Here is a 14,077-nt window from a genome sequence, read left to right as displayed (position 1 = left end):
CAGTGAGTTTGCCCCGCGGGCCGAGCTGTTCATCAACTATTCACCAGCTGTCCGGCGACCGTTAGCGTGCGTCGCTGCCAGGTCCGAGCACTACCATCGGTCCGGCATGTGAGTCGAGGCTGCCGGGCCGTCCGTGGGGAGGTGACACTGTGACCAAATTTCTCGCCAGAATCGTGGCGTGGATCACCGCCGGCTATCCCGAAGGGGTACCGGGTCCGGACCGGGTTCCGCTGTTCGCCCTCCTCAAACCGCGGTTGACCGACGACGAGGTGAAGACGGTTGCGACCGAGTTGATCAACCGCGGCGAATTCGATCACGTCGACATCGGCGTGCTGATCACCCAGATCACCGACGAACTTCCGGCGCCCAATGACGTGGAGCGGGTGCGGAATCGACTGGCCGTCAAGGGGTGGCCACTTGACGAGCCCCGCGACGACGAGGAGTCAGAATAGCCGAGCTTCAACCCGTTGCCGTCCCATCGGGCGAGTCAGCGCTGTCACTGCTGCCGGTGGTGGCCGACGCACTCGCCGGTCGAGTGTGCATGCTTCCGGTGCCCGCCGACGACGAAGGTCAAACCTCGCTGCTGACAACGTCATTGCGGGCCGGCGAGCCGATCGACGACGACGTCGCGGTGGTGGTGTCGACATCGGGCACAACAGGGACACCCAAGGGGGCGATGTTGACCGCGGCGACGTTGACCGCCAGCGCAGATGCCACGCACCGCCGGTTGGGCGGTCAGGGGGCGTGGTTGTTGGCGCTGCCCGCTCATCACGTCGCGGGCCTACAGGTGCTGGTGCGCAGTGTCATCGCCGGCACCACCCCGGCCACGGTGTCGCCGGCATTCGACGCGCCCGAATTGGCCTCCGCTATCGCTTCATTGGGCTCGGGCAGGCGATATGCGTCGTTGGTGGCGGTGCAGTTGGACAGGGCGTTGCGTGACCCGGTTGCGACGGCGGCACTTGCCGAGCTGGACGCCGTGTTGATCGGCGGCGGGCCGATGCCGTACGGCGTGGCCGAAAAAGCCTCTGCGGCAGGGATATCAGTGGTACGGACGTATGGGATGAGCGAGACCGCGGGCGGTTGTGTGTACAACGGCGTGCCGCTGGACGGGGTTCAGGTGCGCATCGACGACAACCGGGTCGTGCTCGGTGGCGCGACGCTGGCCAAAGGTTATCGCAATCCTGTGCAGCCGGATCCGTTCGACGAGCCGGGCTGGTTCCGCACTGATGACGTTGGTGTCCTTGATGATTCGGGCGTATTGCGGGTTCTGGGCCGGGTCGACGATGCGATCAGCACCGGCGGATTGACGGTGCTGCCCCAGCTGGTGGAGGCGGCGCTGGCGACACATCCGGCGATTGCGGAGTCCGCGGTGTTCGGTGTGGCCGATGATCGGTGGGGCCAGCGGGTGGTCGCGGCGATCGTCGTCGTATCCGAAGGTGCCGCACCGACGTTGGCCGAGTTGCGCACGCACGTCGCATCGACACTGCCTGTCACGGCCGCGCCGCGGGAGGTTCACGTCGTCGATGAACTACCGCGTCGCGGCATCGGAAAGGTGGACCGCAGGGCACTCGCTGCGCGATACGGCTAGTCCGACGGATTCGCGCAAACTGGGGCAGCGGCGAAACTGTATTCCAGCAGCGAAAGTGCGAGAAACGGCCTGCTGGAATACAGTTTCGGCGATTCGGTTCGTCAGATCTGGTTGATGCCGCCGTCGACGGGGAGGTCGGCACCGGTGGTGAAGCTGCTCAGGTCCGAGGCCAGGAACACCACTGCATTCGCCACCTCCTCGACTGCGGCGTAGCGGGCCAGCGGGACGCCGCTGATCTGATACTTCTCGAACTGGCTGGCCGCGTCGGGGCCGGGAAACAGGAGTTCGGCAAGCGCGTTGATGCCGGGTGTCTCGGTGGCGCCGGGGCTGACGACATTCACGCGAATGTTGCGCCCCCGCAACTCACTTGCCCACGTACGGGCCAACGACCGCAACGCCGCCTTGATCGCCGCGTACACCCCGATGCCGTCGCTGCCCTTGGCGTTGGTGTTCGACGAATTCAGGATGATCGAGCCACCGTCGTTGAGCAGCGGCAGCGCCTTCTGCACGGTGAACACCGCGCCCTTGAAGTCGATGTCCAGCAGATGGTCGAGGTGCTCCTCGGTGATGTCCCCGATCCGAGCGACGTCGATGACGGCGGCGTTGGCGAACACGACGTCGATTCGACGACCACTGTCACCAATCGCCGCGTACAACCGGTCGAGGTCTTCCGCCTTGCTCACGTCGCCCTGTACACCGGTGACGTTGTCACCGATTTCCTTGACGGCCGCATCGAGTTCGGCCTGACGACGCCCGGTGACGAAGACGTATGCGCCCTCTTCGACGAACCGCTTGGCGGTGGCCAAGCCGATGCCCGTGGTGCCGCCGGTGATCACCGCTGTCTTGCCCTTGAGGAGTGCCATAGCTGTGCCCTTTCCAATTCTGGACCATACGGTCAAGAACTAGGACACCGCCCGCGCGGAATCTATTCCGCTATGCGGACAGCAGGTCGATCATCTCCTCAGCGGCCGCCTTGAGCGCGGCGGGTTTCGTCCCGCCCTTGTGCAGCGCCTCCTGGCCACGCATGAACGCCAGCACGGTCGTGCCCAGCACCTGCGGGTTGCGCTGCTTGTCGATGTCACCGTCGCGCTGAGCCTCCTCGATGCACTGGCCGAGCTCAGCCGCCCATGTGGCATAGGCACTCTCGACGGCCCGTTCCACCACGTCGTCGGTGGCGCTCAGTTCGGCGGCGCTCTTGGCCATCATGCAACCGCGCCGCGACTTGTCCGCCGCGATGTCCTTGACCTGGCCGCGGATGTGCCGCACTAATCGGTCATAGGCGCTGAACCTCGGATCCCGCAACGCGCCGCGAACGCGGTCCATCGCAGCGTCGATGTAGTCGTCGAGGGCCCTCATGAACAGTGCGTGCTTATCGCCGAACGCCCCGTAGAGCGACCCCTTGCCCAGACCGGTCACCGACGTGAGGTCGTCGACCGATGTGGCGGCGTATCCGTGCGACCAGAACTGGTCACGGGCGGCGGCGATCACGTCGCCTTCGTCGAACTTGCGGGGTCGTGGCATGCGTCCAGCGTACGTCAGTTATGGAACGAACGGTACGGATCAGCTCTTGACCAGCACCGCACGCGTATACAGCAGATGAAAACCCCTGCGCTGCACGTTCTGCTGCGACTTCGATCCTGGCGCGGTGGTGACGACGGCGATGTCGCAGCCCGCACGCACGGCGTCGGCCAGTCGCGCCGACAACAACGCGGTCTGCACTCCCCGCCTGCGATGGGCAGGCGCGGTCGCCGCGCCGGTCAACTGCGCGACGCCGTCCGACACCCGCATGCTTGCACCGCCGGCCACCGCGCCGTCGCGGAACGCGAGATAGGGTGCGGCGCCTGCCCGTTGCATATCGTCGATCACCCGCGCGATCGCCTCGCGTGGAAAGTCCTCGTGCGTGGGCACGTCCTCCTCGTCCGGGTGAGCGAAGCCGTCGACCACCACATCGAGCCACGCGGCCGGATCGTCACTGGGCCGCACTTGGACTCCCGGCGGTGTGAGCGGCCGCGGATCGTCGTCCAGCGACCGCCCGAGCACGTTCTCGAACGACACCAGTTGATAGCCGCGGGCCGTCAGGGCCGCACCGATCGCCGGATCGGCAAGGTTGGACAACTCGACCTGGGTCGGGACGCCGCGCGCGGCGAATTCCCGCTCGATGCCGTCGATCGCGTCGCCATCCGGCACTCCTTCGAAGCCGAGACCGACGACCTTGTTCAGCGGCGAGCCGTCCTCGGCGTAGCACGCGGCGCCCCCTGCGATCGGGATGACGAACACTCCGGCACCCACCCGCTGCCTGGCGAACTCGGTGGCGGCGGTGATCATCTGTGTCTCGACACGCTCGATGCGCTCGGCCAGGTGTGTGCTGCCGAAGACCGGCGCGGCGTCGGTAGTCATCGAATCGTCAGATTAGCTGCGACGAGCGCCCAATAGGCTGACGTCGTGCGGATCGGTCACAGGGAGGCGGTGGCGGTCGCCGTCGGCGTGCTTCTGGTGGTCGCGGCGTTCGTCGTGCCGCACCTGCACCTGGGCATCGTCACGCCGCTGATTCGCGCGTCGCCCGCCCGGCTGCACAGCTTCGCCGACACCGCGCCGATCTTCGGATGGTGGAATGCTCATGTCGGCTGGGGAACCGTCCCGGCGATTGTGATCGGCATCGCCGCCGTGCTGTGGGGCCGAGCCGTCGCCGCCCGACTGCCGTGGCGGGCGTTGCCGTTGGCCACCTGGGCCACCGCGTGCGCGTGGGCGTTCGCCCTTGCGATGATCGACGGTTGGTACCGCGGCTTCGCTCATCGCCTCGCCGCCCAGCACGAGTACCTGCGCCAGGTGCCCAGCGTCACCGATATCGGAGAAGCGGTGCGCACCTTCGCGAGCAGAATCCCTGACTTTCAACCGAATTCGTGGATCACCCATGTGTCCGGTCATCCACCTGGCGCGTTGTTGACATTCGTCTGGCTGGACCGCATCGGGCTTGGCGGTGGCGCATGGGCGGGACTGCTGTGCCTGCTCGCCGGATCGAGCGCCGCGGCGGCGATCGTCGTTGCACTGCGCGCGTTGGCGGATGAAAGCACCGCCCGGTCGGCGGCGCCCTTCGTCGCCGTGGCGCCGACGGCCATCTGGGTCGCGGTGTCAGCGGACGGCTATTACGCGGGCGTGGCGGCCTGGGGAATCGCACTGTTGGCCTTGGCGGTTCGGCGCACGGCGCGCTGGCCCGTGCTCGCCGCCGCGGGTTCGGGGCTGCTGCTCGGCTGGGGCATCTTCCTCAACTATGGACTGGGATTGATGGCGCTGCCTGCGGTGGCCGTGTTGATCACGGCGGCGAATTGGCGATCGGCCGTCGCGGCATTGGTGCCCGCGGTCCTCGCCGCGCTGGCCGTCGTCGGTGTGTTCGCGCTCGCCGGGTTCTGGTGGTTCGACGGTTACACGCTGGTGCAACACCGGTATTGGCAGGGCATCGCGAACGACCGGCCGTTCCAATACTGGTCGTGGGCGAACCTCGCGTCGGTGGTGTGCGCGATCGGGCTTGGCAGCGTTGCCGGCATCGGCCGACTGTTCGACATCGCGGCGATCAGGCGGCGGTCGGGATTGCACCTGGTCGTGCTCGCCGCGCTGTTGTCGATTGTGTGTGCAGATCTGTCGATGCTGAGTAAGGCTGAGACGGAACGCATTTGGTTGCCGTTCATGGTGTGGCTCACCGCGGCAGGGGCGGCGTTGCCGTTGCGGACGCAGCGTTGGTGGCTCGCCGTCAACGTCGTCGGCGCGCTGTTGGTCAACCACTTCATCCTGACGAACTGGTAGTCAACGGCGCAGCCGGGTTTCGCGATTCACGTACGACAGCTTCTCGGGATTGCGCACGATGTAGAGCCCCGAAACCAGACCGTCGTCGATGCGTACCGCGACCACGTTGTCGATCTGGTTGTCGAGACGAATGATCAGCGCCGGTCCGCCGTTGATCTGCACGGTTTCGACGGAGAGTTCTCCGACGATCTTCGGCAGGCCGAGCGCCAGCATGCGCGCCACCCTGTGCGCACCCCTGATCGGCCGCTGCAGCGCCTGTTTGACCCCGCCGCCATCGCTCAACAGCACCACGTCAGGGGCGAGGACGTCGACCAGGCCCTGCAGATCACCCGTTTCCACCGCCCGCCGGAACGCCTCGAGCGCATCCCGGGTTTCGCCGGTGGACACGACGCCCCGCGGTCTGCGGGCCGCCACGTGCGACCGCGCCCGGTGCGCGATCTGGCGGACTGCGGCCGAACTCTTGTCGACGGCTTCGGCGATCTCGTCGTACTCCAACTCGAACACCTCGCGCAGCAGGAACACCGCCCGTTCGGTGGGCGTCAGCGTCTCCATCACCAACAACATCGCCATCGAGACGCTGTCGGCCAATTCGACGTCGTCGGCGACATCGGGGGTGGTGAGCAGGGGCTCTGGCAGCCACGGCCCGACGTAGGCCTCCCTGCGGCGGCCGAGCGTGCGTAACCTCCCAAGGGCCTGTCGAGTGGCGATCCGGACCAGGTACGCCCGCTGGTCACGCACCGTTTCGAGGTCGACGTCCACCCACCGCAACCAGGTTTCTTGTAACACGTCTTCGGCGTCGGCGGCCGAACCCAGCAGCTCATAGGCGGCCGTGAAGAGCAGGTTGCGATGAGCGAGGAAGACCTGGGTGGCGATGTCGGACATGTCCATCAGACACCGGTGGGCCCCGATTTGTGACATCGGATCGATTGTCACAAACGGCGGCCCGCCGGCATCTCATGTGCACCACGACAGAGGAGGAAGAATGGACGCCCGAATCGACCTGATGAACAACGACCTGGCCGCCGCGTTCGCCAAGCGGTTCGTCAACGCCAGCCTGGTGATCGACCAGTCGACGCTGCCGAAGGCCACCCAGGAGTTGGTCAGCCTGCGCGCCAGTCAGATCAACGGCTGCGCCGTGTGCGTCGACATGCACACCAAGGAGGCCGCGGCGGCCGGAGAAGATGCGGTGCGGCTCAACCTGGTGGCGGCGTGGCGTGAGGCGATCGTGTTCACCGATGCCGAACGCGCCGCGCTGGCGCTGGCGGAGGAAGGCACCCGGCTCGCCGACGCCAACGGCGGCGTGGCCGACCAGACCTGGGCGCTGGTCCGTGAGCACTACGACGACGACCAAGCTGCCGCGCTGGTCTGCCTGATCGCGCTGATCAATGCGGCCAATCGGCTCAACGTGATCGTACGCAATCCTGCCGGAACCTATCGGGCCGGGATGCTCGCCGGTATGTCCTGAGCAGTCGCCGAGATTCTCATTTCGCGACCAGGCTGGCCACCACGCGGCGGCCGATCGGGTGGATCCCTGCGACCGTGAGACCCACGTCGTCGGCTAGCCGCGCCGCGCAGTCGACGCCGACCGACGCCCACTGGAACCAGGGGCCGATCGCCCGCGCCGATTCGAGCCGGACCCATCCGGTGTGGATTCCCTCGACGGCCGAATCGAATTCGGCCAGACAGCGTCCGCCCTGGCGTAGCAGTTCGCCTGCCCGGCGCAGGATGCGCCACGGATCACCGCCGAGGCCGACGTTGCCGTCGGCCAGCAGCACGGTGTGCCACCGACCGGCCCCCGGCAACGGGTCGAACACGTCGCGGCGTAGGGCCGGGGCGCCGCTGCGGCGCGCGAGCGTGACCGCGGTGGCCGACTGGTCGACTCCCAACGCGGGCACTCCGCGCTGCACCAGGCGGACCACCAACCGGCCAGGGCCGCAACCCAAGTCGATGGTCGGGCCGCTGCACAGCCCGACAAGCGTGCGGTCGAAGTGGGCATCGGCGTTCCGGCCACCCAGCCACCTGCGTACCGGTAGCCGATCGAGGCGGCCGTCGTCGTGTCGTAGCCAGCAGCGCTCGCCGTTCAATGCGCGGTCGTAGAGGTTACCGAGCATGGGTCACACCCCGGGTCGCGCGCGCGAACCGACTTTCCGGCGCACATTGCGCGCGGACCACGTCGACGTCCTCGACGGTGTCCACGTCGGCCAGGGTGGGAACAAGGCTGACATTGGCGGTCGTGCCGCCGAGCGCGGCCAGCGTTACCGCTCCGGTGTCGGGTCGCGACATCGGGACCGAGCGCAGGCAGTCGGCCGCAGGGGCGTCGGTGACGCCAAGCACCCACCATCCCCCGTCGCGCGCGAGGCCCAGCACCGCGTCGGCAGCCAGCAGCTCACGCGTGCATTCGGCCAGCAGGTCGCCGGTGACCTGCGGGGTGTCCATGCCGATCTGCAAAACGGGAAGTCCGTTCGTGGCTACTGAGGCGTCCGCGTGCGCGTTGGCCAACCGAGCCGCGAAGTCTGCACCGCGCTGCGGCACCACGGTGAAATCAGCCAAGCGCGAACGGATTTCGTCGCCGGAGCTGGCGGCGTCGAGGTTGCCGGTCAGTGCCACCACCCGCGCGGCTACCGGCGCATCGGCCACCGCATCCAACGTGTCCAGCAGCGCGGCCGCCGCGATATCGGCCGCTGCGCGGTCTCCCACGCTGGCCGCCAGCCGCGTCTTGGCCTGCCCGGGCACGGGAGCCTTGGCCACCACCAACACCACCACCGGGATCACGAGATCACTCGCCAAAAGTCCAGTGCGGCAATGAAACTCCCCCGCAATGACCCGCTCACCTTCGACTTTCCGCCGGTGCGCGGGCCGTATGACACGTCGCGTTCGACCACCCGCCAGCCGGCTTGGGCCGCACGAACCAGCAGTTCGAGCGGATAGCCGGACCGCCGATCCGTTACGCCCAGCGCCAGCAGCGCCTCGCGGCGCGCCACCCGCATCGGTGCGATGTCGTGAACGGGCAACCCGTAGCGGGTACGCAACCGCCAGCACACCGCGGCGGTGCCGAGGCGGGCATGCCACGGCCAGCGCAGTCCCGCGACGGCGCGGCGACGACCGATGGCCATATCGGCGCCGCGGTCGAGTTCCTCGACAAGCGCAGGCAGCTCACGTGCGTCCAGCGAGCCGTCGGCGTCGATGACCGCCACGATCGGCGTCGAGGCCGCCACCACCCCGGCGTGCACCGCCGAGCCGTAACCCGGCCGCCGTTCGGCGACCACGTCGGCGCCGTGCCTGCGTGCGACGTCCGCTGTGCCGTCGGTGCTGTTGTTGTCGACCACGAGCGGCCTGTACCCATTAGGCATGGCGGCAAGAACCCCTGGCAGCGATGACGCCTCATTGAGGCAGGGCAGCACCACCGTGACGTCCGGCATGGTTTTCGACGGTAGGCCGTCCAAGTTGCCCGCGGCAACGAATGAACAGTGACGGAACAATGACATAGGCGCTGGTAGTGGCGTCGCGAGATTAAGGTCGAAAACATGACACGGGTGTTGATCGCCGATGACGACACCGTGGTGCGCGATGTCGTGCGCCGCTATCTGGAGCGCGACGGCCTCGACGTCTCGATCGCACACGACGGCACCGAGGCGCTCCGGCTGCTCGGATCGCAGCGCATCGACGTCGCGGTACTCGACGTGATGATGCCGGGACCGGACGGCCTGACGCTGTGCCGCAGCCTGCGCCAGCAGGGCGGCTACGCAATGCCGGTGATCCTGCTGACCGCACTCGGTGAGGAGGACGACCGGATCGCCGGACTGGAGGCGGGCGCCGACGACTACCTCACCAAGCCGTTCAGCCCACGAGAGCTGGCGCTGCGGGTCCGTTCGGTGCTGCGGCGGACATCCTCACCGATCGGGGGGCTGCCGCAGGACGTCACCGTCGGCGAAATGACGGTCTCGACCGCCGCGCGTTCGGTGACCATCGCCGGCGAGCCGGTCAGCCTGACCAACCGCGAGTTCGACCTTCTGACGTTCTTCCTCACCCATACCGACACCGTGTTCTCCCGCGAGGAGTTGTTGAAACAGGTGTGGCGCTGGGACTTCGGTGATCTGTCTACGGTCACCGTGCACGTCAAGCGGCTACGATCCAAACTCGGCGAGCACCATCGCGTGCAGACGGTGTGGGGCCGCGGATATCTGTGGAGCGGCGACGAGCGCTCGCGCGAAGAGCAGAAGGCCTAGATCGTGCCGAATGATCTGTGGGAGATCGCGGCGTGGGCGCTGGCATGTTCGGTGCCCGTCGTGCTCGCTGGGGCGCTCGTGATCCGACTGGCGCGGTCGTGGTCGCTGGCGGTCAGCATGGTGGCGCTGGTGCTGATCCCGGTGCTGGCGACCTTCTCCGGTGTGCTTGGCGCCAGCGGGTTCATGATCACCGAGACATTTGAGCGCACCGCAGTGGTACTGGTGATCGTGTCGGTGGTGACCATCCCCGCCGCGGTGATGCTGGCCCGCTATCAGGCCCGAAGAACGGTGTGGGAACAAGAGATCCGCGATTCCGAACGTGCGGCCGAGCATTCGCGCCGCCGACTGGTGGCGTTCGTCAGCCACGACCTGCGCACGCCGTTGGCGGGTATCCGGGCGGTGTCTGAGGCGATCGCCGACGGTGTGGTGCCGGATCCCGAAGTTCGAGTGCACGCGAAAACCATTGAGCAGGAGTCTATTCGGCTCTCTGAGATGGTCGACGACCTGTTCGAGATGTCGAAGATCAATGCGGGCGCGGTGGAACCGGTGCTCGACAGGGTGGCGCTCGACGAAGTCGTCGACGATGTGCTGGCCGCGCACCGGATCGCCGCCGAGCGAGCCGGGGTGCTGCTGAAGGCGGAGTTGCCGGAAAAGCCGGTGCAGGTCCTCGGCAGCGACCGGGCGCTGGTGCGGGTGTTGTCGAATCTTGTCGCGAACGCAATCGCACACACGCCTGCAGGCGGCAAAGTATTGCTGGCGTTGGGTTCCGACGAGAAGAGCGCGTGGGCCCGCGTCGACGACACCGGAGTCGGCATCGACGAGGCCGACCTGCCCAGGGTGTTCGACGTCGCGTATCGCGGTTCCAACGACCGAGTGCCGCGAGCCGATTCGTCGCTGCCCAGCGGTTCCGGGCTGGGCCTTGCGATCGCCGCCGGGTTGGTGCAGGCGCATCGCGGCACGCTGTCGGCGCACAACCTCGCGACGGGGGCGCGCTTCGAGGTGCGGTTGCCGTTGGCCGACTGAGCGCCGCCCGCCGACGGGCCGGTGTTTCGACCGTCCGGCGAAGGGCAACACCCCCGCCATGAAATCGGGTGCAAAAACGGGGATGGCGCTGTTCGGCGGCGCGGCGGCGATGGTGTTGGTGGTCGGCTGCGGCGGCGGTGACAGCGGCAACGAGACAACCACGACCACCACGACCACCACGACCACCACGACAACCACGACCACCACGGCGACGACCACTGCACCGGTGACGACCACCGACACGGCGGTTCCCGGCGGGCCCACCGGAGGCGGCGGCCCTGAGGGTGGTGGCGGCGGCGTTCCCGGCGGCCCCACCGGCGGTGGCGGCCCTGAGGGTGGCGGCGGCGGCGTTCCCGGCGGCCCGACCGGCGGCGGCGGTCCCGGTGGCGGTGGTGGCTCGATCCCGGGTGGACCCACCGGTGGCGGCGGACCAGGTGGAGGCGGCGGCTGCGTTCCGGGTGTGGGCTGCGTCAGCGTGCCGTAACGCGCTCAGTCCGGCAGCGAGTTGCTCAACCGCTCCGTCGCCGCCAGATAGTCCTCGATGAATTCGCGCACCACTTCGCGGGCGGGCTTCACCTTGTTCATCAGGCCCACACCTTGCCCGACGAAGTAGGTCGCCAACGCCTGGGCGCCCTGGTGACCCTGCGAGGCCAATGTGTCGACGCGGCGGATGATCGGCTCGCTCAACATCGACTGCAGTGGTAACGGCAACGGCTTCTGGCCGCCGTCATTCGGCAGCCAGGCGTCCGTCCACTCCGACTTCAGTTGTCGCGCAGGCTTTCCGGTACGCCCGGCGGACCGCACGGTATCCCGTGACGATGCGGCCAGCATCTTCTGCACGGTGTGCGGCGCCGTCTCGGCCTCCTCCGTCGTCAACCACACCGATCCTGTCCACGCGCCGTCGGCGCCCATCGCGACGGTGGCGGCCATCTGCCTGCCTGTCACGATGCCGCCGGCGGCGAGCACAGGGACCGCGCCCTCGATCGCTTCGATCACTTCGGGGATGAGCACCAGCGTGGTGACCTCGCCGCAGTGGCCGCCGGCCTCGGTGCCCTGCGCGACGATCAGGTCGACGCCCGCCTGCACCTGCTTGACCGCGTGCTCCTTGGCGCCGACCAGCGCCGCGACGGGAACACCTCGCTCCTTGCCCGCCTCGATCATGTAGTCCGGCGGCACGCCGAGCGCGTTGGCGATCAGCTTGATGGGATGACCGAACGCGACGTCGAGCAAGTCCTGACCGGTGTCGCCTGACAGAAACGAGGGACCGGTGCGCGGCGCCTCTTCCGGTTCGATGCCGTGGGCTGCGAGTAGGTCGGCGATGAATCCGCGGTAGTCCTCGGGAATCCGCGATGCCAACTCGCCAGGCGCGAGCTTTTCGCCCTTGCCCTCGAATTTGGCAGGCACGATCAGGTCGACGCCGTACGGCCTGCCGCCGACGTGCTCGTCGAGCCAGGACAACTCCTTGTCCAGCCAGTCCGGCGTGAACGCCGTCGCACCGAGCACCCCGAACCCACCGGCGTTGGTGACGGCGGCCACCACGTCGCGGCAATGACTGAAGGCGAACAACGGGAAATCGATACCGAACTGTTCGCAGATCGCTGGCTTCATGCCACCAGTATCACTAGGTGAAACGTCTACCCCCGCAGCGGGGCGTGCGCGAACTCACGCAGTCCGTCGCGCGGATCGACGGCCGCCACGAAGCCGAGCACGTCCGCGGCACGGGTCGGGTCGGCCACGATATGGCGCACATCGCCGCTGCGGTACTGACCCGTGACGACCGGCAGCACCTCACCGCGGGTCTCACACAGTTCGGTGGCCATCTCGAGGATGGAAATCGGCCGACCGGAACACACGTTGAACGCCGAGAATCCGGGCAGTTGACTGCCGACCGCGGCCACGTTGGCAGCGGCGACATCAGCAACGTGGACGAAGTCACGCATCTGCCCGCCGTCCTCGTAAACCCTTGGCGCATCGCCCGCTTCGAGCTGACTGCGGAAGATCGCCGCCACGCCGGAGTAGGGCGTGTCCCGCGGCATGCCGGGGCCGTAGACGTTGTGATAGCGCAGCGCGACCACGGAGCCACCGGTCGACTCGGCCCACGCCAAGGCGTAGTGCTCCTGCGCGGTCTTGCTGGCCGCGTACAAGCTGCGCGGACGAAGCGGCGCGTCCTCGCCGACCAGCCGCCACCGCACCTGCTCCCCGCAGATAGGGCAGCGGTGTTCGAAGATGCCTGCATCGAGATCGGCTCGCGTGCGCGCCGACGGATCGACCAACCCGTGCTCGTCGCACTCGAAGTTGCCCTGTCCGTACACCACCATCGACGACGCCAGCACCAGTCGCTGACAACCCGCCGCGAACATCGCGGCGAGCAGCACCGCGGTGCCGTAGTCGTTGTGGCTGCCGTAGGACGGCGCGTCGGCGGCATTGACGCCTGCGCCGACCACCGCGGCCTGATGGCAGACCACGTCGACACCCTCGAGCAGTGGCGCCAGCGCCGCGGCGTCACGCACGTCGACACGCGCAACATTCTGTGGCAGTTCGCCATTGGATCCGTGCGCGGCGGGCAGCATGGCGTCGATCGCCACCACGTCGTGCCCGTTGTCGGCCAGCGCGGCGGCCACCCTGGTCCCGATGAAGCCGGCCGCGCCGGTCAGCAGCACTCTCACGGCAGCTCGAACGGAAGTTGAACGCCCTCGTGCGGCAGGCAGTGCGTACAGCCGCGTTCGGTCGTCACACGGTCTATGGCCTCGTGCATCAACTTCTTGAACGGCACCATGTTGCGTTCGAACTCCGCGAACACGTCAACGGCCCGCACGGCCGTGTCGGCATCGATGCCCGCATCCAGATCGGTGACCAAAGCAATTGCGGCATAACACATTTCGAGCTCTCGAGCCAACACAGCCTCGGGATAGCCGGTCATGTTCACCAACGTGAAACCCTGACGGGCGTACCACTGACTCTCGGCGCGGGTGGAGAACCGAGGTCCTTGGATCACCACCATGGTGCCACCGTCGACCACGCCGGGCAGGTCGGCTGCCGCTGCTCGCAATGTCGGACAGTACGGATCGGCGAAGCCCGCGTGGATGCCGCCAGAATCGAAGTAGGTGTCCGCGCGGCCTGTGGTGCGGTCCACCAGTTGATCGGGCACCACCATGGCCCCCGGCCCAAGCTCGGCGGTGAGGCTGCCGACCGCGCAGGGTGCGAAGATGCGGCGCACGCCGAGCGCCCTCAGCGCCCACATGTTGGCGCGATACGGCACGGTGTGCGGCGAGAATTCGTGCTTGACGCCATGCCGGGGCAGGAACGCGACCTCGTGCTCGCCGACCGTGCCGACTGTGATCGGCGCGCTCGGCGCACCATACGGCGTATCCAGACTGATGCTGCGGGCGTCGGGACCGAAGAAGGTGTAGAAACCGCTGCCGCCAATGACTCCCAACAAGTC

17 protein-coding genes are annotated in these 14,077 nt (G+C 67.6%); 7 read left to right on the top strand and 10 right to left on the bottom strand.

Going from position 1 to position 14,077, the window contains the following annotated elements; all coding sequences use genetic code 11:
* Positions 1-149 precede the first annotated feature (149 nt).
* Together ACGFK1_RS30940 and menE are read left to right on the top strand one after the other, a co-directional pair.
* On the top strand, positions 150-452 hold the full coding sequence (locus tag ACGFK1_RS30940; protein ID WP_393438929.1) for a DUF3349 domain-containing protein: 303 nt from the start codon (positions 150-152) through the stop codon (positions 450-452).
* Complete coding sequence (gene menE, locus ACGFK1_RS30935; protein ID WP_393439020.1) at positions 449-1,588, top strand: o-succinylbenzoate--CoA ligase; 1,140 nt, start codon at positions 449-451, stop codon at positions 1,586-1,588. The genes ACGFK1_RS30940 and menE overlap by 4 nt, the downstream gene beginning before the upstream one ends.
* Positions 1,589-1,689: 101 nt before the next feature.
* Here the strand turns inward: menE and ACGFK1_RS30930 are convergent, their stop codons facing one another.
* The 3 genes from ACGFK1_RS30930 to ACGFK1_RS30920 form a co-directional block, all read right to left on the bottom strand.
* Positions 1,690-2,451 carry an SDR family NAD(P)-dependent oxidoreductase gene (locus ACGFK1_RS30930; RefSeq protein ID WP_393438927.1) on the bottom strand — a complete coding sequence of 254 codons (762 nt, stop codon included), beginning with the start codon at positions 2,449-2,451 and terminating at the stop codon, positions 1,690-1,692.
* A gap of 70 nt (positions 2,452-2,521) precedes the next feature.
* Positions 2,522-3,109, bottom strand: coding sequence for a TetR/AcrR family transcriptional regulator (locus tag ACGFK1_RS30925; RefSeq protein ID WP_393438924.1), 588 nt, complete (start codon positions 3,107-3,109; stop codon positions 2,522-2,524).
* A 39-nt stretch (positions 3,110-3,148) separates the two neighbouring features.
* Positions 3,149-3,985, bottom strand: coding sequence for a GNAT family N-acetyltransferase (locus ACGFK1_RS30920; protein ID WP_393438921.1), 837 nt, complete (start codon positions 3,983-3,985; stop codon positions 3,149-3,151).
* A 45-nt stretch (positions 3,986-4,030) separates the two neighbouring features.
* Between ACGFK1_RS30920 and ACGFK1_RS30915 the strand changes: the two genes are divergently transcribed.
* Entirely contained in the window at positions 4,031-5,386 is a 1,356-nt protein-coding gene (locus ACGFK1_RS30915; protein WP_393438919.1) for a hypothetical protein, read from the top strand.
* Here the strand turns inward: ACGFK1_RS30915 and ACGFK1_RS30910 are convergent, their stop codons facing one another.
* On the bottom strand, positions 5,387-6,304 hold the full coding sequence (locus tag ACGFK1_RS30910) for an RNA polymerase sigma-70 factor (protein ID WP_393438916.1): 918 nt from the start codon (positions 6,302-6,304) through the stop codon (positions 5,387-5,389).
* Between the two features lie 64 nt (positions 6,305-6,368).
* Here ACGFK1_RS30910 and ACGFK1_RS30905 point away from each other — a divergent pair, with 64 nt between their 5' ends.
* Positions 6,369-6,851: a carboxymuconolactone decarboxylase family protein gene (locus ACGFK1_RS30905; protein ID WP_393438914.1), complete on the top strand. Its 483-nt coding sequence runs from the start codon at positions 6,369-6,371 to the stop codon at positions 6,849-6,851.
* Between the two features lie 16 nt (positions 6,852-6,867).
* Here ACGFK1_RS30905 and ACGFK1_RS30900 read toward each other — a convergent pair whose 3' ends face one another.
* The 3 genes from ACGFK1_RS30900 to ACGFK1_RS30890 are packed head-to-tail and all read right to left on the bottom strand — an operon-like array spanning position 6,868 to position 8,805.
* Complete coding sequence (locus ACGFK1_RS30900; protein ID WP_393438911.1) at positions 6,868-7,497, bottom strand: methyltransferase domain-containing protein; 630 nt, start codon at positions 7,495-7,497, stop codon at positions 6,868-6,870.
* Positions 7,487-8,158: a DUF2064 domain-containing protein gene (locus ACGFK1_RS30895; protein WP_393439018.1), complete on the bottom strand. Its 672-nt coding sequence runs from the start codon at positions 8,156-8,158 to the stop codon at positions 7,487-7,489. The genes ACGFK1_RS30900 and ACGFK1_RS30895 overlap by 11 nt, the downstream gene beginning before the upstream one ends.
* Positions 8,155-8,805 (bottom strand): glycosyltransferase family 2 protein, encoded by a 651-nt coding sequence (locus tag ACGFK1_RS30890; protein WP_393438909.1) that lies wholly within the window; start codon positions 8,803-8,805, stop codon positions 8,155-8,157. The genes ACGFK1_RS30895 and ACGFK1_RS30890 overlap by 4 nt, the downstream gene beginning before the upstream one ends.
* 105 nt (positions 8,806-8,910) lie before the next feature.
* Here ACGFK1_RS30890 and ACGFK1_RS30885 point away from each other — a divergent pair, with 105 nt between their 5' ends.
* Genes ACGFK1_RS30885 through ACGFK1_RS30875 form a run of 3 tightly spaced genes read left to right on the top strand, consistent with a single transcriptional unit; the run spans position 8,911 to position 11,119 of the window.
* Positions 8,911-9,612: a response regulator transcription factor gene (locus ACGFK1_RS30885; protein ID WP_393438906.1), complete on the top strand. Its 702-nt coding sequence runs from the start codon at positions 8,911-8,913 to the stop codon at positions 9,610-9,612.
* Positions 9,613-10,635, top strand: a complete 1,023-nt coding sequence (locus tag ACGFK1_RS30880) for a sensor histidine kinase (protein ID WP_393439015.1) — start codon at positions 9,613-9,615, stop codon at positions 10,633-10,635.
* A gap of 58 nt (positions 10,636-10,693) precedes the next feature.
* Positions 10,694-11,119: a hypothetical protein gene (locus ACGFK1_RS30875; RefSeq protein ID WP_393438903.1), complete on the top strand. Its 426-nt coding sequence runs from the start codon at positions 10,694-10,696 to the stop codon at positions 11,117-11,119.
* 5 nt (positions 11,120-11,124) lie between these two features.
* Here ACGFK1_RS30875 and ACGFK1_RS30870 read toward each other — a convergent pair whose 3' ends face one another.
* Genes ACGFK1_RS30870 through ACGFK1_RS30860 form a run of 3 tightly spaced genes read right to left on the bottom strand, consistent with a single transcriptional unit; the run spans position 11,125 to position 14,074 of the window.
* Positions 11,125-12,243 carry an NAD(P)H-dependent flavin oxidoreductase gene (locus tag ACGFK1_RS30870; protein ID WP_393438901.1) on the bottom strand — a complete coding sequence of 373 codons (1,119 nt, stop codon included), beginning with the start codon at positions 12,241-12,243 and terminating at the stop codon, positions 11,125-11,127.
* A 26-nt stretch (positions 12,244-12,269) separates the two neighbouring features.
* Complete coding sequence (locus ACGFK1_RS30865) at positions 12,270-13,301, bottom strand: NAD-dependent epimerase/dehydratase family protein (RefSeq protein WP_393438898.1); 1,032 nt, start codon at positions 13,299-13,301, stop codon at positions 12,270-12,272.
* On the bottom strand, positions 13,298-14,074 hold the full coding sequence (locus ACGFK1_RS30860; protein WP_393438895.1) for an S-methyl-5'-thioadenosine phosphorylase: 777 nt from the start codon (positions 14,072-14,074) through the stop codon (positions 13,298-13,300). Before ACGFK1_RS30860 ends, ACGFK1_RS30865 begins: the two co-directional genes overlap by 4 nt.
* Positions 14,075-14,077: the final 3 nt, after the last annotated feature.

This window comes from Mycobacterium sp. NPDC048908, from assembly GCF_043197955.1.
GTDB lineage: Bacteria > Actinomycetota > Actinomycetes > Mycobacteriales > Mycobacteriaceae > Mycobacterium.
Note: the sequence above shows the minus strand (reverse complement) of the source record. Positions and strands in the feature narration are given on the sequence as shown.